Here is a 24,119-nt window from a genome sequence, read left to right on the forward strand (position 1 = left end):
CCGCACGCCCCCGTTCGGCCGCCTCCCATCCCGCGCAGGCGACGGAGACCTCCGCGGCCTCGCCGCGAGCCGGTCGCGAAGACCGCCGGTCCCTGCCGAGGGCCGCGCGGAGCGGAGGCTCGACCTTCTGGTTATGGGGCAGTCATCCGGTGCTGGCCGCCCTGGCCAATCCCGACCGGCATTGCCGCCGCCTGCTGCTGACCGCCGAGGCCTTGCGCACCCATGGCCCGCAGATCGCGGCCCTCGCCCAGACGCGCCCGCTGCCGCAGGCCGAGACCGTCGAAAAAGCCAATCTGGACGGCCTGTTACCGGCGGGAGCCGTGCATCAGGGCATCGCCCTGGCGGCCGAACCGCTGGAAACGCCCGACATCGGTGAGCTCGCCGCCGCCGCCGAGGGCCGCGAGAGCGCCGTCATCATCTGTCTCGACCAGGTCACCGATCCACATAATGTCGGCGCCGTCCTCCGCTCGGCGGCGGCTTTCGGCGCGCTCGGCCTGCTGATTCCCGATCGCCATGCCCCGGACGAAACGGGCACCCTGGCCAAATCGGCCTCGGGCGCCCTCGAACGCCTGCCCCTGGTCCGGGTGACCAATCTGGTCCGCGCCCTGGAAGAACTGAAGCAGGCCGGCTTCTGGATCGCCGGCCTGGCCGGCGACGCGCCTCTCACCCTGGCCGAAGCCAAATTGAGCGGCAAGCTGGTCCTGGTCCTGGGCAGCGAGGGGGAGGGATTGCGCCGCCTGACCCGCGAACATTGCGACCATCTGGTCAAGCTGCCGCAGACCGATCTGGTGGAAAGCCTGAACGTCAGCAACGCAGCCGCCGTCGCCCTCTATGAACTGGTCCGCCGCTGAGCTCCAGGAAGGGCTTGCAAGGATGGAACGCTGCCTCTAATTTGGCCCGCGCCAGATGGTGGGCCGGTTTAGCTCAGCTGGTAGAGCACCTGATTTGTAATCAGGGGGTCGCGGGTTCGAACCCTGCAACCGGCACCAAAATTCCCCTGGAATATCAGGGTATTAGTGTGAAGACGGTGATATAATGTCACCGGCCTCTTGGCTGTTCGGCATCGCCTCCATATCACCGAACGAGCGTCCTCGCCCCTGCCGCAACCTTGCCGAAACAAGATGGAAGCGGTGTTGTGGGGCGACCGGGCCATGCTAAACTGCTTTCAGGTGCAGTATCGTCGGCGTGGCCATGGCAGCGATGATCGCCGACCTGATGCCGCTGATGTTTGCCTAAGGCGCGTCCAGCCGCTTTTCGATCGCCGCGCTGATCTGCGCCGGCATGAGCATCGACACCTTGTTCATCCTGTCCGCGCTGCCGGTGATCCACAGCTTTCTGGCCTCGGACCACCGCCGCGACCACCGTCGATAACACCAGCGGGAAGGGACCGCCATGCCCCAGGAGCAAACCGCGCCGCCGCCGACCGGCCACACGCAAACCAGCGACCTCATGCGGCAGCGCCTGCGGGCGGACGCCTGCATCCGCACCCACGTCATCGCGGCCATGGGTTTCGGCCTGATCCCGTCGGCCGTCGTGGACATCGTCGTCATCTCCGGCATCGAGACAAAGATGATCCGCGACCTGGCCGGGCTCTACGGCCTTTCCGTCCCCCATCGACTGGTCGCCTACAAACTGCTGCTGTCCCTGATCGGCGGCGTTGGCGTGATCTATTTTTCCAACAAGATGGAGGCCGCCCTGAAAGGACTGCCGCTGGTCGGATATGCGCTTTATTACGGCGCCTTCTCCATTACCGGCGGCGCGGCGGTCTATGCCGTCGGCAAGACCTTCCAAAAACACTATGAAACGGGCGAAACCTTCCTGGAAAGCGGCAACGACGTCGTGCGCGCCTATTTCAAGTCAAAATTCCGGGAAGGAAAACAGTTCGTCCCGAGCCTGCTGGGCCCGACGCGGCTGCCGGCGGCAGGAGTATGAGAAATGAGGGTTAAGGCTTCGATTGCGAAAGAGCCGTCTTCCCACCCTCTTTTTTTCTGCTGTCGGATGCCATCAGAACCAGCAGGCCGATGAAGGGGGTCAACGCCAGGGAGCAGAAAAAATACCCCCAGAACGTGAACTTCCTGTTCCGGCCGCACCAACCGATAATCAGGCTGCTCACAAGGACCAGAAGAAACAGCTCCACGACAGATCTCCCCCATCTGGCGAACTTCAGATACCGCTGAAGCTCTCTCGTTTGGCGTGCGAACGCGCCTTTTTCAGGGCTCAAACGCCGCTCGAATCCGAGAGGCGCCCGATGGCCCAAGACATGTCACGCCGAAAACGGCGCCAGACAGACAGTCTCAGGCCACCTGCGACCGCACCCGAAAATGCCCTTCCGACACCCTGATCTGAAGACGCTCAGACGGTCTTCTCCGCCCCGTTCTTATGCAGATCAGCCGCCACGTCTTTTCCGGCGTGAAATTGCTCGGAAAAGCTCTTCTTCATCTTCTTCGGATCGAAGTCCAGGAAGGTGCCGCCGGCCTCGTAATGCTGCACGAAGACCTTGTACACGGCATAGGTGGCGGCGCCGGACAGGACCGGCAACGCCACCGCCCCGGTGGTCTGGCCGACGAGGGGAACAAATTTCAGCAGACTGATGACCACGCCCCCGACCGCGACGGGAAACAGCCCACCCAGCAGCGAGGTCAGGATTGCCTTGCCTCGGTCCTGGTGAAAGGGAACGCCGTATTCGACGGAGAGCTTATTGATCAAATCAAGGTTGACCGCCAGCACACCGACGATGTCCGCAATGGGAATCGGGATCAGGCCGACACCCATGGAAGCAAGGATGTGGTTCTTGCCAATCTTCTCGACACGCAGGCTGCGGACAGCCGGATCGACGACGGCCTCGGACTCGGCGACGGTTTCGTGCGCGGGCGGGGGAGCGGTCTCTTTGGCGTCTTTAGACATTTCAGCAACTCCTGGGTGTTTGAAGTTATAGATAATTCATGCTATAGGCTATTTTTATCACGTTATCACCTCTCTTGCTCCCCTCAATGCGCTTCGCTGGTGAACGGAACTCGCATCATATCCGGTTGAGCAATGACCCCTATGTGCCCCCAACGGCTTGCCCGGCATACCGACGGCGAAAGAAATCTTAGAATCTGCAATACACATCAATACAGTCCGTCATATACACCACTTTTGACAGAAATCTCATATCTTCATAAAGCGATCGAAACCAATTTATAAAATATATCATAATACATATACCATCTCAAAATGGTCAATATTTCGAAAATAGCTACGATGAAATTAATATATCTTATGCAGAAAGCCATATATTTATAAATTTCTCTTAAGCGTCTACTTAAAAAAAATTACGATATTTCTACAGGCGATTGATCCCGACGTTGACCTTCAGAGGGGGACGCCCCCATAAAAGTCCAGGCAACCCTTTGGGGATAAACAAAAGTGAATAACATAGGGACGAAGTGCGGCCTTCAAGACATCGCGGCCCCCGTGTTGGAGGAGATGCCGACAGGATCCCTCCGGAGAGGCCTCTTCGACGCGTTCGAAGCCGAACGCCCTTCGCTTGCCTGCATTGAAGATTCGTTCAAGAGGTTGACTTCGGCAAAGCATGATCGAGACGCTCTGCGACGGTTTTTTGCCAGCTGGTCCAAGACAAACAACTCGGCGGCGAGTGTTTCCGGACTCTCCAATAGAGTTACCCTACTGGCAAAGACGGAGCTGGACTCCCATAATTCGGAAAAATTATATGAAACCTGCTCGAGTCTGCACCGTATTACGGATGAAGATCTAGGAGCGCTCGGCGGAACGCTTCATTCCGATATGTTTTACAATATGGCAACGACCGTTTGCGGTGACGACGAATGGTTGTTGAAGGCCAATTGCCTGGCGTCCGCGCAAGAATTCAAGGACTGGACGGACCAGCGGAGACTTCGCGATCGGGATCTCACCAGCGGTCTGCTCACCACATTGGTCCACGAGATCTATACCCACAGCGAGGTGGAGTTCATCCATCCGCTGTTCAAGGACTGGCTTGGACGCATCATGGGCGTCCCGGTGGACCGCGTACGCCATGTCGTCGCGTGGGTCACCGTTCATACGGGCGGCACGGAAAGTGCCCACTTCGGACATGCCATCAACGCCATCAAGGCGTTCTGCGACGCAACGGGGAGAAAAATCGACGAATCGTCTGCCCGCGAACTCTTCTGCGACTACCTGCGTCGCAAGGCGGACGTCATGCGCGAATGCTCGGCTCTCCTCGTCTGATGATCTCCCATCGAGCAGGCACGCCGCGTGCCGGCGCCACCGTCATCGGGGTGAAACAAACCAATGACATTGGCGGCGGCACGAATGCCCGGCGATGTCCGTGAGGGTTTTCCGGTTAGATTTTAATTAAGCTTTATGGCAGAGACAAAATCATCCTGTGCCGACAAGAATGCGACTTCGGCGACGACTGTCGGGCCGCCCGGAATCTGGCCCGCGAGCCGCATTCACGAATGTTTCGAGAGTCTCGTCGTCCGACGGCCGTCCGCCCCCGCCCTCGTTTCCGACCGCGGCATCCTCAGCTATGCCGAACTGGATCGAAGCGCCAATAGCCTTGCCCACGCCCTGCTCGCGCAAGGGATGGCGGGGCAAGAGGCGGTGGGCGTACTAACCGAGCGTTCCGGGTTTCTGCCACAGGCGTTTTTGGCCATCCTCAAGGCGGGCGGCGTTTATGTGCCGATGGGCGCCGATCTGCCGCCCCAGCGCTTGGCCAATATGGCCAGGCAATCGGCCATGCGCCGCCTGATCGTCCTCGATGGCCTCGATCCGCCCGCCGCGTTGCTGAGCGCCCTGGCAGACACCGCCGGAGAGACGGAACCGGCGATTTTCAGACCGGAGACATTGACCCGGGACGATTTGGCTCGCGACGGCCACCGGCCCGACAGGCGAGGAAAACCGACCGATCTCGCCGTCATTCTTTTCACCTCGGGCTCCACCGGCCAGCCCAAGGGCGTCCTGCTCCAACACGACGCTTGCGTCAACATGAGCCATGGCCATATCGCCGCCCAAGACATCGTCCCGGCCGATCGCCTGCTGCTGTCCTCGACCCCCGGCTATATCATGGGATTCCGCCAGCTGTGCCTACCCCTGCTGGCCGGTGCCGCCATCGTCCCGGTCTCGCGCCGGATGCTGGACGACCCCGCCGGGCTTCTTGCCGCCATGACCCGCCTCGGCGTGACCGTCGCCATGCTCACACCGTCCTATTTGCGCCTCTTCCAAGGCGCCGTTCCCACCGGTCTACGCTGTCTCTTGACCGCCGGCGAACGCCCCAACGCCGAGGACGCGCGAACCTATGCGCGACATTTGGACTATTGGAACGTCTATGGCGCCGCCGAGGTCTGCGGCACCATTTGCATGACGCGGGTGAACCCGAACGGCAGCGGTCCGCTTGCCAGCGGACACCCCTTCGCCAACATGGCCGTCCATCTGCTGGACGGTAACGGCAGGGAAGTCCCGCCAGGAGACGTGGGAGAAATTCATGTGGTGGGGATAGGCGTGGCCCGCGGCTATCTCAATCAGCCGGAGCTGACCGCCGAGCACTTCATCAAAACGCCCTTCGGCCGGGCCTATCGCACCAGCGACTTGGGACGTTGGAACTCCGACGGTCAACTGGAAGTCCTGGGCCGCATCGGCGACGCGATCAAGATTTCCGGACAGACGGTGTCACTGGGAGAAATCGAACATACCCTGATGACGCACGACGCAGTGAGGCATGCCTCCGCGCTGCAGCACGAAGGCCAGTTGATCGCTTTTGTGGAAAGCGACCCGATGGACCATCATCCCCTGGAAGACTGGCATCGATTCCTGAGCAAGACCCTGCCCGCCTACATGTTGCCGGCCCGGGTGACGACTCTTGCCAAGATGCCCGTCAATTCCTCAGGCAAGGTGGATCGCCAGGCCCTGACGCTGTTGGCGGTCCAGGCCGCGCAGTCTCAGCGGGACGCCGTCCTGGGGACACCGCCACAAGGGGCGGTGGAGCGGCAGGTCGCCGAAGTTTGGGAAGAATGCCTCGATGTCCGCCCCATCATGCGCGACGACAACTTTTTTGCCCTGGGCGGCACCAGCCTTCTGTCCATCGCGATCAGCCAGAGCCTGCATGCGCGGGGCTATCCGGTCTCGGCCCCGACCATCCTGATCGCCGCCACGGTTGCCGCCCTGGCCGGCAAGATCGCCTCGGCGGCGGAGGAGGAAGGGGAGGTCGAGGTTCCGACGGGGGGGCGGGACACCACCACCCTCGGACAGGAGGATTTTTGGATCGCCTGGAAACTGGGGCTCGCCACGCCGGGCTTTCAGATCACCCGGATCCTTGCCGTAACGGGAACGGTTCCCGACCCGACACGCTGGCAATCGGCCTGGTTCCGGCTTCTTGCCCGCCATGCCGCCTTGCGCACGGCTTTTTTCGAAGGCGCCGACGACAAGCTGCTCTGGCGTACGGAAGCCCCTGAGCATCTGCCGCCGACCGCCCGGCTCCATTTCGACCATTGCCGCTCGCCGGATCAGGCCCAAGAGCGAATCGCCGCCCACTCCGATGCCCCCTTCGTTCTCACCGAACCGCCGCTGGCGCGGGCCGGCCTGGTCCAGGTGGAGGAAGGCGGCGAAACACTGTTCTGGTTCACCTTGCACCATTCGGTGGTCGACGGCTTGTCCGCGCGTATCGTCCAGGAGGAGATCCATGCCCTGCTGCTGGAGCGCCCGTTGCCGCCGGCCCCAAACGGCGTCGCGCAAGCCAGTCTGGCCGAACAGCGCTACCTGGCATCCAGTCTCGCCCCGCGCGATCGCGCCTATTGGCAAAACAAGCTGGACGGCCTGCCCCCCGGCGCCTTCGACGAGTTTCCCACCGATTATGGCCGCCCCACCAGCCCCGGCGGAAGATGCGCCGCACCCCTCGTCGAACGATTGGACGCCGACACCCTCGCCGCGCTGATCCGTTTGGCCCAAACGAAACATGTCGGACTGCATGCCGTGCTGCTGGCGCTTCTGGCGGTGGAGGCCCGGCGGCGCGGCGACAGATCCTGTCTCATTCTCGGCAGCGGCATCTCGGTCCGCCCGCCCGGAGCCGACCGGGCCGTGGGCTATTTCGTCAATCTGCCGCCTCTGATCCTGGATGGGGACGGCACGGCGCCGCTGGCGGCGCAGATATGCGCAGCCCAGGCCGGCCTGAGCGAGACCTTGGAACATGTGAGCTATCCCTCCGGTCTGCTCACCCGGGAGTTCCGTCGCCGGCACCCTGACGCCCGCCCCCTTTCGCACAGTTCGCTGTTCGACATCTCCCTGACCGCCAATCCGTCTCGCACATCCGGTGATGCCGGCACCGACTTTTCCCTGACGCCGCGACGCTTGCCGGGAGAGCAGACCTATCCCGCCGCGGGCATCGACCTCGCCTTCAGCCACGAACCGATCGGGGACGGCGACGAGGGGCTGGAACTGGCGCTGCTGTGGAACCCCGACGTCTATCATCGGGAGACGGCACAGGCGTGGTTGAGCGCGTTCGCGGCCTGGACGCGCTGGCTGGCCGAGGATATCGGTCGCGCCGAGGCCCCCCCGCCTGCGCTTCTGCCAGAAGAGGCGTTGCGCCTGGCGCTCTGGGAACAAGGACCGCAACGGACCCGGCCGGCGAAGCGCTTCCATGAACTTTTCGAGGCGATGGTCGGCCAACAGCCGCAACGGCCCGCCGTCGTCAGCGAAACCGGCACTCTGAATTATGCCGAGCTTGAACAGCGGGCCAATCGCATCGCCCGGACCCTTCTCAACCAGGGCGTCACCCGCGAGGAACCGGTGGCCGTCCTCACCGACTGCTCGGCCGATCTTCCCGCCACCGTGCTGGGCATCTGGAAGACGGGGGCCGCCTATCTGCCCCTGGCTCTCGAACAGCCGCCGGAACGCCTGGCCTATATGGTCAGGGACTCGGGAGCCCGGACACTGATCGTCCTCGACGGCCATGCGGTAGCGCCCTCCCTGGCGCAGGCGGTCACGGCGGTTCTGCGTCCCGAAGCCGGTGCGCCCCTCCCCGATCCCCCTCGTCCCGAAAGCTTCGGCGCCCCCGGGGATCTGGCTTGCATCATCTATACTTCGGGAACGACGGGAATGCCCAAGGGCGTCATGCTCCAGCATGACGGGCTGGTCAACGCCATCCTGATGACCCGTGAGGCCCTCGGCCTCACCCCCGAGGACAGGGTTTCCCTGGTCGCCACACCGGGCTTCGATGCCTCCCTCTGGGAGCTGGGCCTCGGGCTTCTCCTCGGCATGTCCATCGTGCCCGTCTCGCGCGCTTTGCGCGACGACCCCTGGGAGCTGAAGAAATATTACAAGCGGATGGGCGTCAGCGTCGCCTTCCACACCCCCTCCTATCTGCGCGTCGGCAAGCAGACGCCGTTCGACGGATTGCGCAACCTGTTGACCGGCGGCGAGCCGCCGAACCACGACGACGCCAGGCACCATGCCGGTCCTGTCGCCCTCTGGAACGCCTATGGTCCCACCGAGACCAGCCTTTTCGTCTGCGTGGAACGCCTGACATCCCATCCCGACCCCAGCCGGCCGCTGTCGGCGGGGCGGCCCCAGGCCAATCTCCGCATCTCCATCCGCCGCGATAACGCCACCCCCGTGCCGCCGGGGGTGGTGGGGGAGGTGTGGCTGGGCGGAGTCGGCCTGGCTCGCGGTTATCTGAACAACCCGGAGCTGACCGCCCGGCGATTCGTCGAGACGCCGGACGGACGGTTCTATCGCTCGGGCGATCTGGGCCGCTGGACCCCGGATGGCCGGCTGGAACTTTCGGGACGGATCGACCATCAGATCAAATTGCATGGGCAGCGTCTGGAGCCGGGCGAGGTCGAACAGGCGCTGTTATCCCACCCCGCCTTCGCCGAGGCCGTCGTCCTGACCGAACCGGCGGCGAACGGCACCAAGATCCTGCGGGCCTTCGTCCAGCTTCGCCCCGGCTCCGCGATGCCGCCGGAAGACGCATGGCGCCGCCATCTCGGCGAACGACTGCCCCCCTACATGGTTCCGGCTTCGCTCAGTCCCGTCACGGCCATGCCCCTGACCTTCTCCGGCAAAATCGATCGGAACGCCTTGCTGCTTCTCCCCAGGGAGCAAGGCCACGGCACCGTGAAAAGCCCGCCAAGCGGCGCAATGGAAGTACGGATCGCCGCCTTGTGGACGGATCTTCTGGAATGCGAGGTTTCCCGCGAGGACAATTTCTTCGCTCTGGGCGGCAACAGTCTGCTGGCCGTCACCATGGCCCATCGCCTGTCGCACGATCTCGCACGTCCGGTTCCTGCGCGCGCCCTGTTCACGGCGCCGACCCTGGCCGGCTTCGCCCAAAGGATCGCGGAGCTGCCGCGGATCGACCATGACGGCCGGACTCCACGTTCCGTCGAAAGCGGTCTGGCCGCCGAAAGCGATCTGGCCACGGAAGGGCAACGGGAATTCTGGGTGGCCGAAAAGGCGGGTCTGGATACCCGGACCTTCACCATCCCGCTTCTCCGCCGCATCGAGGGGGAGAAGCCGTCCCTGGAACGCTGGAACGCGGCATGGGCCGGTCTGGTGGCACGCCATGAGATGTTGCGCGTCTTTTTCCGCGAGGATGCGGAAGGTCGCCTTCACCGCGTTACGGTGCCGATCGTGGGCCAAGCTCTGGAAATCGCCACCCTGCCGGACCGGGTCTCGGCCCAAGCCTACGTCCGGCAGCGCCAGACCGAACCATTCGCCATGGAAAATCCCCCGCTGTGGCGGGCGGGTCTTGTCGCGGTGGCGGACTCAGGCGAGCAACTGTTCTGGCTGGCGCTCCATCACGCCCTGGGCGACGGCCAATCCCTCGGAATCATCTTGAAGGACATCGAGGCTTTGCTGCGAAACGAGGAGTTGCCTCCTCCCACCGGCGATTTCGCGGAATCGGCCGAACGCGAGCAAGCCTATCTGGCCGGACCGGCCAGCACCGAGGACGCCGACTATTGGCGGGACCTTCTGGCCCGGCAGCCGGATCCGGTCTTTGACGAGGCGCCGCTGGATTTTGCCCGCTCGATGACCGCGCAACCGGGAAACCATCGTTTCGAAACGCGCCTCGACGCGGCGACGGCCCGGGGGCTGAAGGCCCTCGCCCGCCGGCACGAAGCCAGCCTGCATGCGGTGATGCTGACACTGTTGGCGCTGGAAACGCGACGGCGCACCGGGCGCGAGGACCTCGTCATCGGCACCACCGCCTCCGTCCGCGAGACCGCCGCCGAAGCCCGGGTGATCGGCTACTATGTCAATATGCTGCCGGTTCCCTGCCACGTTCCGCGCCGTGCCGGGTTCGGCGAGGCCTTGCGCGAGACCCAGCAGGCGCTGGCCAACGGGTTGCAGCATGCGCGCTATCCCTTCGCGCGCATCTATCACGATTTTTGGCGTGACCGTTCCCTGCATCGCCACCCGGCGCGCTATCCTCTTTTCGATCTGGCGGTCACCGAGAACCCGGAAATCCGCCCGACCGGCGCGGCACTCCATCTGGCCCGGGTTTCCCCGATCGCGGAAGGAGGCGCGGCAGCCATCGCCTATGAACTTTCCGACGCGTCGCCCGGCCAGGACATGGTGCTGATTCACGAAGCCCTGGCCGATGGCGGCCTGCTGCTGCAATGGCATGTCAACGCCGCTCTTTATGGCCGGGAAACGGCAAGGCATTGGTTCGAGGCGCTGCGCGGTTGGGCTCTATGGCTGGCAGAGGATCCTCTGCGGGCGGACGAGCCCCTGCCCGCCCTCCTCCCGCGCGAAGCGGCGCTGCTGGAAAACTGGGAACAGGGTCCACAGGCGGAGCGACCGCCGCTGCGCTTTCATGAGCTGTTCGAACGCGTCCTCGATGCGCCGGGCGCCAAGCAGGGAGACCGGCCGGCCGTCCTCACCGAAACCGCCGGCACGACTTACGCGGAACTGGAGCGGGAAGCCAATGTCATTGCCCACAGCCTGCTGCTGCGCGGCGCCGGGCCCGGCGTCACGGTCGGCGTGCTGACCGGGCGTTCGGCCAATCTGCCGGCCACGGTTCTGGGCATCTGGAAAGCCGGCGCGACCTATCTGCCATTGGCGGCCGACCTGCCGCCGGAGCGCCTGGTCTTCATGGCCCGCGATGCCGGGATCACGCATTTTATGGCTCTGGACGGGCTTGCGGTCCCGCCGGCGCTGGCCCGGGATCTACCCCCGGCTTTTCGCCCGGAAGAGATCGCCCCCCTCTTCCGCCGCACCCATGCGCATCGCCCGCGCTCGCCGGGTGACGCGGGCGATATCGCCTACATCATCTACACCTCGGGCTCCACCGGCCAGCCCAAGGGCACGCTGATCGGCCATGATGCCTACGTCAATATGGTCCTCGGCGCCGGCGAGATCCTCGGCCTGACTCCGAACGACCGCAGCTTGATGTTTTCATCGCCGTCTTTCGACGTCTCCCTGTCGGACATGGGGCTGCCGTTGGCCTTCGGTGCGGCCCTCTGCCCCGTTCCCTATGAAATTCTCAGTTCGCCCAGCCGGTTCCAGACCTTCCTGACCACGCTGGACGTCACCCTGGCCGACATCACCCCCACCTATCTCCGGCTTTTCGACGGAGCCGCATTGCCGTCGCTGCGCATCCTCGTCACCGGGGGAGAGGCGCCGTTTCCGGCGGATGTGCGGACCTATGCCGGCCGCCTCGACTATTTCAACGCCTATGGCCCCACCGAAAACACGATCAGCAGCAGCATGGGCAGGCTGTGGCCCGACGATCTCGACGTCCTTTCCGCCGGCCGCCCCCTGCCCAACACCAGCATCCATGTCTGCGCCCCCGATGGGACCCCGCTTCCCCCCGGGATGGTCGGGGAGCTGTGGCTTGGCGGGGCCGGCCTGGCCCGCGGCTATGTGGGACGCCCGGACCTGACCGCCGCCGCCTTCGTCGAAACCTCCGGCGGCCGACGGTACCGGACGGGCGACCTGGGCCGCTGGCGCGCCAACGGCGAAATGGAAATCATCGGCCGGACCGACGATCAGGTAAAGCTGAACGGCATTCGCGTCGAACTGGGGGAAATCGAACACGCCCTCGGCAGCCATCCCGATATCGCCCAGGCCGTGGCCTTGCTGGACGGCGTCGGAGAGCGCGGCCCCAGCCTTTGGGCTTTTGTCCGTCCGCTGCCGGGACGGCAAGCGCCGGCGGAAGACAGCTGGCGCGGCTATCTGGCCGATCGTCTGCCGGCCTATATGATCCCATCGACGGTCGTCGCCATTTCCGACATTCCCCTGTCCCATTCCGGCAAGGTGGACAAAAGCGCCCTGAAGAGGGTTCTGGCCGGACGTTCGCCGCAGGGCGCCGAGTCCCCGCCGCGAGACGAGATGGAAACGAGGATCGCCGGGCTGTGGGGCGAGCTGCTGGGACTGGCGTCCGTCCATCGCGACGACAATTTCTTCGCCCTCGGCGGTCACAGCCTGCTGGCCATCGCCGTGGCGCATCGCCTCGAAAAAATCCTCGGCTATCCCGTTTCCGCCCGCGAACTGTTCGCCGAACCGACCTTGCGCGGCTTTGCCCAGCGGGTCGGCCAGATGCGCCGAACCTCGGCCGCCCCGCCGGGCGGGACGGATCGGGCGACCGAGGGCCAGCGGGAATTCTGGATCTCGGAGCAAGCCGGACTCGATACCGCCGGCTTCACCATTCCGCTCACCCTGGCAGTACATGGCCAGGTTCCTCCGCCGGCCCGCTGGCGAGCCGCCTGGGCGACGCTGGTGGCGCGACACCCTGCCCTGCGGACCGGATTCGGCGAGGACCAGTCCGGCGTACTGCGACGGATCGTCCATCCCGACGCCGGGCTCGAACTGGCCTGCGGAGCCCGGCCGGATATGTCAGCCGCCCTCGCCGCCATAGCGGAGGAACAGGCCACGCCGATCACCATGAGCAGGCCCCCGCTGTGGCGCGCCGGACTGGTGCAGGTGGCGCGCTCCGAACAGGCTCTCTTCTGGCTGGTGCTGCATCATTCGGTGGGCGACGGTCTGTCGCTTGGTCTGCTGGTGACGGAACTTTCCGCCCTGCTACGGGGTGAGCCCCTGCCCGAGACACAAGGCACCTACGATTTGTCGGCGGCCGCCGAGGACGCTTATCTGACCGGGGATTCCTGCCAGGCCGACGCCGCCTATTGGCGTGACGTCCTGGCCGGTCTGGGAACCGGTCCGGCCGACGCCCCCCAGCCCTTCGACGAATGGCCCCTGGATTTTCCCCGGCCTTCCGGGCGCACCGCCAAGAATGCCAGGGGAAGCCACTGCTACCGGATCCGCCTCGAACCGGCCACCGCCGATGGTCTCCGCGCCCTGGCCCGCCGCAATGGGGCCAGCCTGCATGCCTTGATGCTGACCCTCATGGCGAGCGAAGTGCGGCGGCGCACCGGGCGGGAGGAATTTCTGCTGGGCACCGCCGCCTCGACCCGCGAGACGGCGCAAGAGGCGGGCGTGGTCGGCTATTACGTCAATATGCTGCCGGTGCCTTGCCGGGTATCGGCCGACGAATCCGTCGAAAAGGCGCTCGGCGGCCTGCAACGGGCTCTGGGCGAGGCCTTGCGGCATTCCCGCTACCCCTTTGCCCGGATATATCAGGATTTCCGCCGAGATCATCCGGGGCTTGGACATCCCGCCCGCTATCCGCTGTTCGATTTGGCGGTCACGGAAAACCCCGGCACCGCCGATACGGCGAAAGAGGAGGCTTTGCGTTTTTCCGGCCTCGATCTCTCAGAGGTCGGCCTGTTCCATTACGAACTCCGCCATCGGGCGCCGGCCCAGGACATGGTGCTGGTCCATGAGGGGCAGGCGGATGGCAGTCTGGTCCTGCAATGGTATGTCAACGCCGCGCTTTACGAACAAGAGACCGCCCGCGTCTGGATCGAATCGTTGGCCGAATGGGCCCGCACCCTGGGCGCTCCGGAACGCCTTTCCAATACCCCCTTGCCGGCCTTGCGGCCTGTTGAGGAAGCCCAGCTGGCCGCCTGGCAGCAGGGTCCCGTCCGGGCGCACCCTCTTCCCACCCTGCCCGCTCTGTTCCGCCGACTGGCCGAAAATCAACCCGATCACCCCGCGGTGCTGACCTTCCAGGGAACGATCAGCTATGCGGCCCTCGACGCCCGCACCGATATCCTCGCCGGCATCCTGCGCAAGCTGGGGGTCTCCCGTCAGGCGGTGGTCGGCGTCTTCACCGAACGATCGGCGGCCCTCCCGGAAGCGGTCCTGGCCATCTGGAAAGCCGGCGGCTGCTATCTGCCGCTGGTCCGGGAACTGCCGGCCGAGCGTCTGGCCTTCATGGCCGCCGATGCCGGCATCCGGATCCTTCTGGTTCTCGACGGATTGTCCTTGCCCGCTGCGCTGGCCGAGGCCGGCTATACCGTGCTTCGGCCCGAGGAGCTGACGGACGATGACTCCGATCCGGCCCCCGCCCTGGATATGCCGGCCCCTGCCGACCCCGCCTATATCATCTACACCTCCGGCTCCACCGGAGTGCCCAAGGGGGTGGTGCTGCACCACCAGGGAACGATCAATCTCGGGCTGGCCGGAAGCGCCATCCTGGAGATCGGACCCGACGACCGGGTTTTACTGGCGTCTTCTCCCTCTTTCGACGCCTGGATTTCCGATCTGGTCATGGCCTGGGCGGGCGGTGCCGCCTTGGTGCCGGTCCGCCGCGCCGAGATGGACGACATCGCCGGCATGCGCGCCATGATGGCGGGGCTGGGCGTCACCGCCGCCACGCTGCCCCCCTCCTATCTCCACCTGTTCGGGCAGACGGCATTTCCGGGCCTGCGGGTGCTGATGACCGTGGGCGAGCCGCCCCATTTGGCCGACGCCCGCCATTATGCGGCGCAACTGCACTACTTCAACGGTTATGGTCCAACCGAAAACACCGCCGCCGCCGCCATCGGGCGTATTCTTCCAACCGATCCTTGCAGAACGGCCCACACGGGGCGGCCACTGGCCAACACCGCCGTCTTTATCCTCGATCCCGACCGCCGGCCGGTCCCCCCGGGAGCCATCGGCAAGGTCTGGCTGGGCGGCATGGGATTGGCCGTCGGCTATCTGAACCGTCCCGATTTGACCGCCGCCAGCTTCGTCGAAACGCCCGAGGGTCGGCTCTACGATACCGGCGATCTGGGACGCTGGACCACGCTCGGCAATCTGGAGATCCTTGGCCGCTCCGACGGTCAGGTCAAACTGCGCGGGCAACGGGTCGAACTGAGCGAAATCGAGCACCGGCTCGAAGCCTATCCGGGGGTCCTACAGGCGGTCGCCCTCGTCGAGACGCGGGGTGACGGCACGCAAAGCCTGTGGGCTTTCGTCTGCCTGCAGGCCGGGACGAGCGAACCCGGCCAAGCCGCATGGCATGATCATCTGTCGCGCACTCTACCCGCCTATATGTTGCCCGGCGCGGTGTTCAAAGTCGCGGCCATCCCGGTGTCATCCTCCGGCAAGGTCGATCGCCCGGCGCTGGAGCGGACGTTGGCCGAGCAAAAAGCCTTCCACGGCGAAACCGACGATATCCGCCGAACCCGGCCCCGCGACGGCATGGAACAGCACATAGCGCAAGTATGGGCGGAACGCCTCGAGCGCGAATTCATCGCCCGCGAGGACAATTTCTTCGATCTCGGCGGCGACAGCCTGCGCGTGATCGCCGTGGTCGATCAACTGCGGCGGACCATCCACTGCACCATCAACGATCTTTATGAGCACCCCCGTTTGGCGGATTTCGCCGCCGTCTGCCGGCAACGGCCCGAGCATCTGCGCGCGCTGATTCAATCCACGATCCACCATTGGCGCGACTACCGGCAAAGCCTCGCCGCCTATGACGCCCAGCGCGATACCGCTTTGGCCGCCGCATGGGGCGACTATGAGGCGCGGAACCAGGCCTATCGGCAACGCGCGGCGGGGGACAAACGGGACTATGGACGGGTTCTTCTGACCGGTGCGACCGGCTATCTGGGCAGCTATCTCCTGCATGAATTGCTGGCCGACGGAAACCGCCGGGTCAGCGTCCTGGTGCGCGGCGACGACGCGGCGACGGCACGGACCCGTTTGGGTGCGATTCTATGCCACTATTTCGGCCCGGAAAAAGGCGCAGCCTTGCGCGACGATCCCCGCCTGACGGTGCTGGCGGGCGATCTCCGTCGAGACGATCTGGGCCTGTCGCCGATGGCCCGCGACGGCCTCGCCGACGGTCTGCGGGCGGTTTTCCACTGCGCCGCCAATGTGAAGCATTTCGGCCATTACCGCGAATTCCATGCCGACAATGTGGCGTCCACCGGCCGATTGCTGACGCTGGCAGCCCGGAACGCCGCGAACCCCGCGGATTTCCATTATATTTCCACCCTCTCGGTCTGCGGCCCCCCTCCCGAGGACAGTTTTCGGCTGTTCACCGAATATGACGCCGCCCCCGAGGCTCTGGACGAGAATTACTATATCCGCAGCAAGCAGGAGGCCGAACGACTGGTGGTCGCGGCCCGGAGCGATCTCGCCAACAGTTGCATCCACCGGGTCGGCAATGTGGTGTTCGCCGCCGAGGGCGGACCGCTTCAGCTCAACATCGGGGAAAATGCGTTCTTCCGCCAGATAGCCGCCTTCCTGCGCCTGGGCGCGGCCCCCGACGATTCCCATCTGTGGCTGTGCCATGTGGATCTGGTGGCGCGCGGGCTGCTGCTGCTCGCCGGCGCGGCCGATCTGACCAACGAAACCCATCATCTGGAGAATGCCCGCAGGGACACGCTGGCCGACTTCGTCGCCGCGGCGCCGGGGCATCATGTCCGAGCCTGCGCTTTCGACGTCTTCCTGGCGCGACTGGACGCGGCGGTGGACCAGCCCGACATGAACGCCGCGCTGAACCTCACCTTGGAAAATTTCAGGCTGTATCACGGCCTGGCGCCGCAGCCCCGGGCCCGCCGGCTGGAAATCGTCTCAGCGCGCAGCCGGGCCCTGCTGGCCCGGATGGGATTGGTCTGGCCGCCCATTCCAGCGGCTGGGCAGGCGGAAATGCTGCGTCAGGCCGCCTTGCTGTTCTCTCCATCCACCGTCCAGGAGCCTTCCCCATGAGCAGCCCGATACGGTTCGGCGTCTTTACTTTCCTGCAGCGTGAAACGAAGTCCCTGGACCGAAAACTGTTCGTGCTGACGGCGACCTCCGGCATGGCCAATGCGCTGAATCTGGCGGTGATCAACGCTTCGGTCGAGGCTTTGCGGAACGGCGGGCCCTCCTGGCAGCATTTTCTGTGGTTCTGCCTGTCGATCGGCCTGTTCGTCTATTCCTTCCGCTACGTTCTTTATGAATCCACCCGGATCGCCGAGGCCGCCATCTGCAGCGTGCGGGTACGGCTGGCCGACAAGATCCGCCGATCCGATCTGCTGACGCTGGAATCCATCGGCGAGGCCGACATTCATGCGCGGATCACCCGGGACACCGGGGCCATCGCCCAGGCGGCACGGCCGCTGTTCGCCGTCGCCCAGGCCGTCGTCATGATCGTCTTCACCATAATCTATATCGCCACGGTCTCTCCGATCGCCATGCTGCTGTGCGTCACCCTGATTGCCGGCGGTGCCGGCATCTATCTCAAGGACCGCAAACACTACGAGGAGGGCCTGAACAATGCTTCGAAGCAGGAAGACAAGCTGTTCGATTCCCTCAACGGCTTGCTGAGGGGCTTCAAGGAACTTCGCATCAACAAGCTGAAAAGCGACGACGTCTTCGAAGACTTTCATGCCACCGCCGCTCAAGTTCGCGAATCACGCACCTCCGTGATGATCCTTTTTTCGAACAACGTCATCTTCATCGAGATGTTTTTCGTCATTCTGCTTGGCGCCATCGCATTCGTTCTGCCTATTTTGTCCGATTCGTTTTCCACATCGGCAACAAAGATCGTTGCGGCCATCCTGTTCTTCTTTGGGCCTTTGGTGAACGTCGTCACCATGATTCCGGTTCTGGCGCAGGTGAATGTGACGGTGGACAATCTGGGGCGCCTGGAGGCCACCCTGGACGAGGGCTTGGAGAAATCCGCCGAATGGGAAACGTCGCCGCTGACCGACTTCGGCGCCTTTCGCACCATCCGCCTCGAAGGAGTGGGCTTCACCTATCGGGATTCCGACGGCAACGCCACCTTCCAGGTCGGCCCCATCGACGGCGAAGTCCGGCGCGGAGAGATCCTGTTCCTGGTTGGCGGCAACGGCAGCGGCAAGACGACCTTCATGAAGTTGTTCACCGCCTTGTACCGGCCGGCGCAGGGCGGCATCCGCGTCGATGACGTGGAGATCGGACCGACCAATATCCAATCCTACCGCAATCTGTTTTCCGCCATCTTCACCGACTTCCACCTGTTCGACAAACTGCACGGACTTAAGGATGCCGCGCCGGAGCGCGTCAACGCCCTGTTGCGATTGATGGAAATCTCCCACAAGACGGTTTTCGGCGACGGGCGTTTCAGCAACATCCAACTTTCGACCGGACAGCGCAAACGCCTTGCCCTGGTAGTGTCTTATCTTGAAGACAAGGCCATCTATATTTTCGACGAGGTGGCGGCCGACCAGGACCCGCAGTTCCGCCGCTATTTCTATGAAACGCTGCTGCCGGAAATGAAGGGCGCCGGCAAGACGGTGGTGGTCGTCTCGCACGACGACCGCTATTTCCACGTCGCCGACCGGGTCCTGCAAATGGATTACGGAACGCTGCTCAACCTTCCCCGCACCGCGATACAGGGCGGAAATCCGCGAAAACGTCCGACCGCGCGCGGTAAGAAACCGACCTCCCAGGAGCCTGGTCAATGAAGACAATTCGTGCATGGTTCGGCAACCGGCGCCGGGCTTTCAAGACCTTCCTGCGGCGCCAGGCACCCTATCTGATCCTGACGCTATTCATCCTGGGCTTCGCCGCCGTGTATTTCTACGACGCGATCATCATCTCGATCCGCCCCGGCGAACTGGGCGTGCTTTGGCGGCGCCTGGGAAGCGGCACCGTCATCGACACGGTGTATGGAGAAGGCATGCACGTGATCCTGCCGATCAATAAGATGTATGTGTACAATGTCCGCAAACAGCAGTTCAGCGATACCATCGACGCCCTGACCGTCGATGGCCTGAACGTCCGCGTCCAGTACTCCGTCCGCTATTTTCTGTCCGCCGAGACGCTTCCCCTGCTGCACCAGCGCGTCGGACCGGAGTATGTGAATGTGGTCATCCGCCCCGAGATCCGTTCGGTCGTCAGAATGGTTTTCGGGCAATACAAACCCGAGGAGATCTATACCGCGCAGAAAGCCATCCAGGAGCGGGTCAGCGAGTTATCGAAAGTAAGACTGGAAGCCCGCTTCATCGAACTCGACGATGTCCCGATCGAAACCATCACCTTACCGACCCGGATCTCGGAAGCCATCGAGAGCAAGATGGCTTACCAGCAGCTTGAGGGGGAATATGTCTACAAGCTGTCCATCGCCCAAAAGGAAGCCGAACGCAAACGCATCGAATCCGATGGCCTGAAGGTCTACAACAACACGCTCGCCCAAAGCCTCACCCCCGGGCTTCTCCATTGGTACGGCATCCAGGCGACCCAGGATTTGGCCAAGTCGACCAACAGCAAGGTCGTCGTCATCGGAGCGGGAAGCGGCGGCCTGCCGATCATTCTGGGGAAGGACTGACGGCATGAGGAAACTGCTCCTGTGGGCGGTGGCGCTTGGCCTGTTCGTCTATTTGCTGTCGCCCCAATGGCAATCCTTGGATCGCATGGGCGAACGGCGCTTCGCCGTCCTCGAACACCATCCGAAGGAACTCCTGGTGGGAGTGAGCTGGCCCTTCGCGGTCAGACGGGACGGGATGGCCGATGGCCTGCAACTGGCGCGAGACGAGATCAATGCCGGCGCCCTGACGGGCGGCCCACCGATCCGTCTGATCATGCGCGATGATCTGGACGATTGGGAAACAGCCAGAGACATCGCCATGGAATTCGCCAACACGCCGGAAATGAGCGCCGTGGTCGGCTACGACGACGACGGCGTCGCCATCAGAGCATCGCCCATTTTCGAAAAAAGCCGGCTGCTGCATCTGTGCGTCAACGCCAACAGTCCGGCCATGACGATGCATGACTACAAATATATTGTCCGCACCGTCCAATCCACCAACAAGATCGCCCAGTTTCTGGCCGAGGCGGCGGCGACCGGCGGTAAAGCCAGAAGAGTCGCCATGGTTTGGGAAGAGGACGCCTATGGCAAGGATCTGGCCTATCAGTTCCGCATCGCCCAGGACGCGCTGGGGGGGCAAATGGTCTACCAATGGCCCTATCCCACCGAACACACCGACTTCCGGTTGCCGGTCAACCAGTTGAAGTCGGTCGACGCCGATGTCATTCTCATCTCCGGCCACGACGCCGAAATCGCCGACTTCCTGCGCAAGGCGCAAAGCGTCGGCTTGACCACCCCCATCCTGGTCGCCAGCGACCTCACTTCGGAGATCAGGCAAAAGGCGGGATCGGCGCTGGCGAATGCGCAATTCCTGGGCCTTTATGACGTCGCCGCGGCAACACCCGAAAATCTCAAGTTCGTCGAGAAATTCCGGGCCCGTTATGGAAGGGATCCGGACACTTCGGCGGCACAGGGCTATGACGCCTTGCTCCTGCTGGCTGAAGCGGTCCGCACCACGGGATCGCTCAACCCCCTCGATCTGGCCTTCGCCATCCGCTTCATTCCACCCTGGGAAGGCGCCAACGGCCGCTACCAGTTTGACGGTCAAGGGGAACTGATGGAGAAAAAGCTCCTCCTCGTCGCGGGCTCCTCGAAACTGCTGCCGGAAGAGTCGCACTCACCTCGCGAAGAGCCGAAAGCCCCCCACACGGTAAGGATCCGATAGAGTGCTTCATTTTTACCGATGAAGCACTCTGGAACCGGATGCTCAAAGCGAGTAGCGCAACCCGACCTGAAGTTCATGGGCGGTCAGGTCGCTCTTGCCCGGCCAACCGGCCCACAGACTTCCCGCGTCGAAATAGCGGTAACCCACGTCGATGGCCAAATTCGGCGCCACGTCGACGGCCGTTCCCGCGCTCAATTGCCAGGCGAAGTCGGTTTCCGTGTGATCGTCGGACGAGGAAACCTGCGCACCGTTGGCAAAAACCTGATAGTTCGACACGGTATTGGACGCGAAGCCCATGCCGCCGCCGACATAGGGGGTGAAGAACCCGAACTTGCCGAAGTCGTAATAGAGATTGGCCAGTCCGTCGAAGCTCGATATGTCCGCCTTGGCCCCGTTGGCCGAGGGACCGGCCCAAACGACGTTGCCGCCGTACCACCCCCGGTAACCCAGGGTGACATCGGCGCGCAGGCGGTCGTTGAAACGGTAGCCGACGCCACCGCTGATGATGGCCGAATTGTCGTAGTCGTCCGTCGGGAAACTCCCCCCGGTGTCCAATCTCAGATAGACCCGGCTCCAATTGGCGTCGGCGGCCATCGCCGAAGAGGCCGACAGGATGACGACAGCCGATACGGTGGAAGCGATCAGTAACCTCATTTGCTTTAAGTCCCTCGTCTGACAAACAGGCGTTCCGCGGCGAGACGACCTAAGTCGTTCGTAATCGGACGCCCCGTTTTGTAAGGGGTTCGGCGGGCCTGATCGCGTGACTTCTCCGCAATATTTCTGTGATCTTGGAATCGCTCCACGGGAGCGGGTGGGTCGGCGGGGCCTACAGAAGCGGCAGGCCGATGAAGATCAGGGCGCTGATATAGATGAGGCCGTAGATGGTTCCGTTCCGCCAGAATTCCACCGAGGTCAGATAGCCGCTGTTGTAGTAAGGCAAATTGGCCCCGGTGGCGTAAGGCGAAACGACCCCCATCAGGCCGGTGGTCATCGCCAAGCCCATGGCCAGCTTCTCCGGAGCCAGACCGGGAACGCCCAGACCGACCGCCAGCAGCACGGGCATCATCGCGGTGGTATGCGCGGTCAGGCTGGAGAAAAAATAGTGGGCGAAAAAATAGATGGCCACCAGCGCCATGAGCACGGCGTTGGGCGACAACCCGCTCAGGTGGCCGGCGACGAAGCCCGAGAACCAACTGATGAAGCCAGTGCGACTCAAACCGTCGGCCATGGCCACCAGGGTGGCCAGCAGCACCAGGGTGGTCCAGGCAGAATGATTTTTCGCCATGTCGTCCCAGGTGACGACACGCAGAAGCAGCATCATCGAAATGACGATGAAGGCGACCACCGCGGCCTCGACATAGTCGCCGGCGAACACCCACAGGACGACCGCGCCGATGACCAGGGCGGCGAGCGTCAGTTCCCTGCGCGATGGCGACCCCATCTCGTCGAGTTGGGAAGCCGCCCATTTCACCACCTCCGCGTTGTTCTGCACGGTCGGACGGACAAACACGTAGCCCAGCAAAGGCACCGCCAAGAGCAGCGGAATGGCGAACGGCGCCGCGGCGAAGAACCACTGCCCATAGGTGATGTCGATGTGAGCGATCTTCTTGATGAAGCTGAGCGCGAGGAAATTGGGCGCGCAACCGGTCATGAACAGGCTGCTGGTCACGCAATCGGCGGCCAGCGTCGTCCACATGATGTAGGCGCCGATGCGATGCGCCGAGGGATCATTCGGCTTGGAATCGTAGATCGGCGGCAGATGGACGACCACCGGGAACATGGTGCCGGCGCACCGCGCCGTGTTGGACGGCGTAAAGGGTGCCAGCAAACAGTCGGCGATGGTGGTGGCGTAGCCCAGCGTCAGCGAACGCCTGCCCAGCTTCCTGACCAGCATCAAGGCGATGCGCCGGCCCAACCCGGTCTTCTCATAGCCAAGCGCGAACATGAAGGCGCCGCCGACCAGCCAGCAGGTGGGGTTGGAGAAGCCGGAAAAAGCCCATTTCACGGATTCTCCGGCGATCTTGAAGCCGGGCTTGGCCAGTTCGTCCGGACTGAACAGGATCCAACGCGACAAAACGGCTGTGACCGTGATGGCGATGATGCCGGTCGCGGTGGTGGGAACCGGCTCGACGATCAGGGCTGAAACCACCCCGACGAAGAAGGCGAAGAAATACCAGGCATGCTGAGGAAGACCGGGCGGAGCGGGCAGCAAGGCCAAGCCGATGGCCAGCGCGAGAGGAACGACGGCCGACCAGCCATACGGTTTCTGTTCCTTTGACGACATGGTGTATTCCCCGTCTGAATTCGCACCTTGTCCAGGCACGCCGAACAACGTTAGATATATGATTAACCATATACTTTAAACGGGAAAGTTGTTTCACACCCCTGCTTTCAATCAGCTTTCAAAAGGTCACCTCGCGAAGGTTTTACCCAGGTCCGTTTCAACGCCGAGACAGGCGTTTCATCAACCAACTTTTCATCAATGCGCGTTACCATCCAACGGGCAAGCGCGCAGCGGGGCTTTCGCCCGGAGGCGCCAAAACGATTGAATCGAAGGCAGAATGTTCATCCATCGTACGACCGTGTCGCCGCGCAAGGCCCTCCTCCCCGCCGCGGCCCTCCCCCTCTTCGCCGCCCTCTTGTTCCTGCCGGCCGCCGCCGAGGCCTCGCCGAAGCCCGATCTGGTCGGTCTTCAGGTCGAAAAGCCGGCGGGGGACAACAAGCTATTCTCGCAAGGTTCCGGCGTGCTGATCGGCGAGGGCCTGGTCCTGACGGCGGCCCACGTCATCACCGTCAATCCCCAGGACCCCCGGGTCACCGTCTTCATCGACAATCAGCGGGTCCCTGGAACGGTCGCCTACACGGGCACCGCCGAACATCTCGACCTGGCCTTGATCAAGGTCGACCCGGCGGCGCTGCCGGCCAGCCGGCGCGGCCTGGAAGCGGTGACAGCCTGCCCTCGCGACCCTGGCCCGGCCCAGGACTTCACCATCGCCTGGATGGGCAAGACGACCGAGGAGAAGACGATTCTACGCGCCGATCCACCGAAGGACGGTGATCCCGGACCGCTGTCGACCATGCTGGCCGCGGGCCACCCCAAGGGAGCCTCGGGCGGCGGCGTCTTCGACGCAAAGGATGGCTGTCTGGCGGGCATCATGACCGCCGATGGCACTTTCGGCATAAACATTCCCGGCGTACCGCACGAAGTCACGGTTTTCCTGCCGGCCACCAAAATCGAGGGATTCCTCCTGGAATACCGGGCGCGAGCCCGCTAACCGCCCCTCG

At 63.7% G+C, this 24,119-nt stretch carries 12 protein-coding genes and 1 tRNA gene; 9 read left to right on the plus strand and 4 right to left on the minus strand.

All coding sequences use genetic code 11. The features are described 5' to 3' along the window. The coding region (gene rlmB / locus CWS72_RS22440) for a 23S rRNA (guanosine(2251)-2'-O)-methyltransferase RlmB (protein ID WP_338056218.1) at positions 1-851 on the plus strand (851 nt) is incomplete at its 5' end. A gap of 62 nt (positions 852-913) precedes the next feature. Continuing rightward, positions 914-989 (plus strand) — tRNA-Thr (locus CWS72_RS22445). Positions 990-1,232: 243 nt separating this feature from the next. On the opposite strand, the gene CWS72_RS27930 is transcribed toward CWS72_RS22445, so the two are convergent. After that, complete coding sequence (locus CWS72_RS27930) at positions 1,233-1,394, minus strand: hypothetical protein (protein ID WP_158240781.1); 162 nt, start codon at positions 1,392-1,394, stop codon at positions 1,233-1,235. Between CWS72_RS27930 and CWS72_RS22450 the strand changes: the two genes are divergently transcribed. Beyond that, positions 1,393-1,932 (plus strand): YcjF family protein, encoded by a 540-nt coding sequence (locus CWS72_RS22450; RefSeq protein ID WP_101252892.1) that lies wholly within the window; start codon positions 1,393-1,395, stop codon positions 1,930-1,932. The two genes, CWS72_RS27930 and CWS72_RS22450, sit on opposite strands and share 2 nt — an antisense overlap. A gap of 420 nt (positions 1,933-2,352) precedes the next feature. On the opposite strand, the gene CWS72_RS22460 is transcribed toward CWS72_RS22450, so the two are convergent. Beyond that, positions 2,353-2,904, minus strand: a complete 552-nt coding sequence (locus CWS72_RS22460) for a YcjF family protein (RefSeq protein WP_101252893.1) — start codon at positions 2,902-2,904, stop codon at positions 2,353-2,355. An 894-nt stretch (positions 2,905-3,798) separates the two neighbouring features. Here CWS72_RS22460 and CWS72_RS28155 point away from each other — a divergent pair. The 5 genes from CWS72_RS28155 (at position 3,799) to CWS72_RS22485 (ending at position 20,834) form a co-directional block, all read left to right on the plus strand. After that, the gene (locus CWS72_RS28155; protein ID WP_199175889.1) at positions 3,799-4,230 is read left to right on the plus strand and encodes a hypothetical protein; all 432 of its coding nucleotides are present in this window, start codon (positions 3,799-3,801) and stop codon (positions 4,228-4,230) included. A gap of 135 nt (positions 4,231-4,365) precedes the next feature. Next, a complete protein-coding gene (locus CWS72_RS22470; RefSeq protein ID WP_101252895.1) occupies positions 4,366-17,046 on the plus strand; it encodes a non-ribosomal peptide synthetase in 12,681 nt (4,226 codons plus the stop codon). After that, positions 17,043-18,767: a cyclic peptide export ABC transporter gene (locus CWS72_RS22475; RefSeq protein ID WP_101252896.1), complete on the plus strand. Its 1,725-nt coding sequence runs from the start codon at positions 17,043-17,045 to the stop codon at positions 18,765-18,767. The genes CWS72_RS22470 and CWS72_RS22475 overlap by 4 nt, the downstream gene beginning before the upstream one ends. Beyond that, a complete protein-coding gene (locus tag CWS72_RS22480) occupies positions 18,764-19,630 on the plus strand; it encodes a prohibitin family protein (protein WP_101252897.1) in 867 nt (288 codons plus the stop codon). Before CWS72_RS22475 ends, CWS72_RS22480 begins: the two co-directional genes overlap by 4 nt. 4 nt (positions 19,631-19,634) lie before the next feature. Beyond that, a complete protein-coding gene (locus CWS72_RS22485) occupies positions 19,635-20,834 on the plus strand; it encodes an ABC transporter substrate-binding protein (RefSeq protein WP_101252898.1) in 1,200 nt (399 codons plus the stop codon). A 42-nt stretch (positions 20,835-20,876) separates the two neighbouring features. Here CWS72_RS22485 and CWS72_RS22490 read toward each other — a convergent pair whose 3' ends face one another. Further along, on the minus strand, positions 20,877-21,488 hold the full coding sequence (locus tag CWS72_RS22490) for an outer membrane protein (RefSeq protein ID WP_101252899.1): 612 nt from the start codon (positions 21,486-21,488) through the stop codon (positions 20,877-20,879). Positions 21,489-21,660: 172 nt separating this feature from the next. Further along, positions 21,661-23,118: an anion permease gene (locus tag CWS72_RS22495; RefSeq protein WP_101252900.1), complete on the minus strand. Its 1,458-nt coding sequence runs from the start codon at positions 23,116-23,118 to the stop codon at positions 21,661-21,663. Positions 23,119-23,395: 277 nt separating this feature from the next. On the opposite strand from CWS72_RS22495, the gene CWS72_RS22500 reads away from it, so the two are divergent. After that, positions 23,396-24,109 (plus strand): S1 family peptidase, encoded by a 714-nt coding sequence (locus tag CWS72_RS22500; RefSeq protein ID WP_101252901.1) that lies wholly within the window; start codon positions 23,396-23,398, stop codon positions 24,107-24,109. Positions 24,110-24,119: the final 10 nt, after the last annotated feature.

It is taken from the genome of Telmatospirillum siberiense, from assembly GCF_002845745.1.
Taxonomy (GTDB): domain Bacteria; phylum Pseudomonadota; class Alphaproteobacteria; order Rhodospirillales; family Magnetospirillaceae; genus Telmatospirillum; species Telmatospirillum siberiense.

What these genes read in the sequence shown, in the direction of transcription:
- CWS72_RS22475 (WP_101252896.1), top strand. Translation starts at nt 17,043, where the DNA reads ATGAGCAGCCCGATACGGTTCGGCGTCTTTACTTTCCTGCAGCGTGAA.
- CWS72_RS22495 (WP_101252900.1), bottom strand. Translation starts at nt 23,118, where the DNA reads ATGTCGTCAAAGGAACAGAAACCGTATGGCTGGTCGGCCGTCGTTCCT.
- CWS72_RS27930 (WP_158240781.1), bottom strand. Translation starts at nt 1,394, where the DNA reads ATGGCGGTCCCTTCCCGCTGGTGTTATCGACGGTGGTCGCGGCGGTGG.
- CWS72_RS22500 (WP_101252901.1), top strand. Translation starts at nt 23,396, where the DNA reads ATGTTCATCCATCGTACGACCGTGTCGCCGCGCAAGGCCCTCCTCCCC.
- CWS72_RS28155 (WP_199175889.1), top strand. Translation starts at nt 3,799, where the DNA reads ATGGCAACGACCGTTTGCGGTGACGACGAATGGTTGTTGAAGGCCAAT.
- CWS72_RS22490 (WP_101252899.1), bottom strand. Translation starts at nt 21,488, where the DNA reads ATGAGGTTACTGATCGCTTCCACCGTATCGGCTGTCGTCATCCTGTCG.
- CWS72_RS22450 (WP_101252892.1), top strand. Translation starts at nt 1,393, where the DNA reads ATGCCCCAGGAGCAAACCGCGCCGCCGCCGACCGGCCACACGCAAACC.
- CWS72_RS22470 (WP_101252895.1), top strand. Translation starts at nt 4,366, where the DNA reads ATGGCAGAGACAAAATCATCCTGTGCCGACAAGAATGCGACTTCGGCG.
- CWS72_RS22485 (WP_101252898.1), top strand. Translation starts at nt 19,635, where the DNA reads ATGAGGAAACTGCTCCTGTGGGCGGTGGCGCTTGGCCTGTTCGTCTAT.
- CWS72_RS22460 (WP_101252893.1), bottom strand. Translation starts at nt 2,904, where the DNA reads ATGTCTAAAGACGCCAAAGAGACCGCTCCCCCGCCCGCGCACGAAACC.
- CWS72_RS22480 (WP_101252897.1), top strand. Translation starts at nt 18,764, where the DNA reads ATGAAGACAATTCGTGCATGGTTCGGCAACCGGCGCCGGGCTTTCAAG.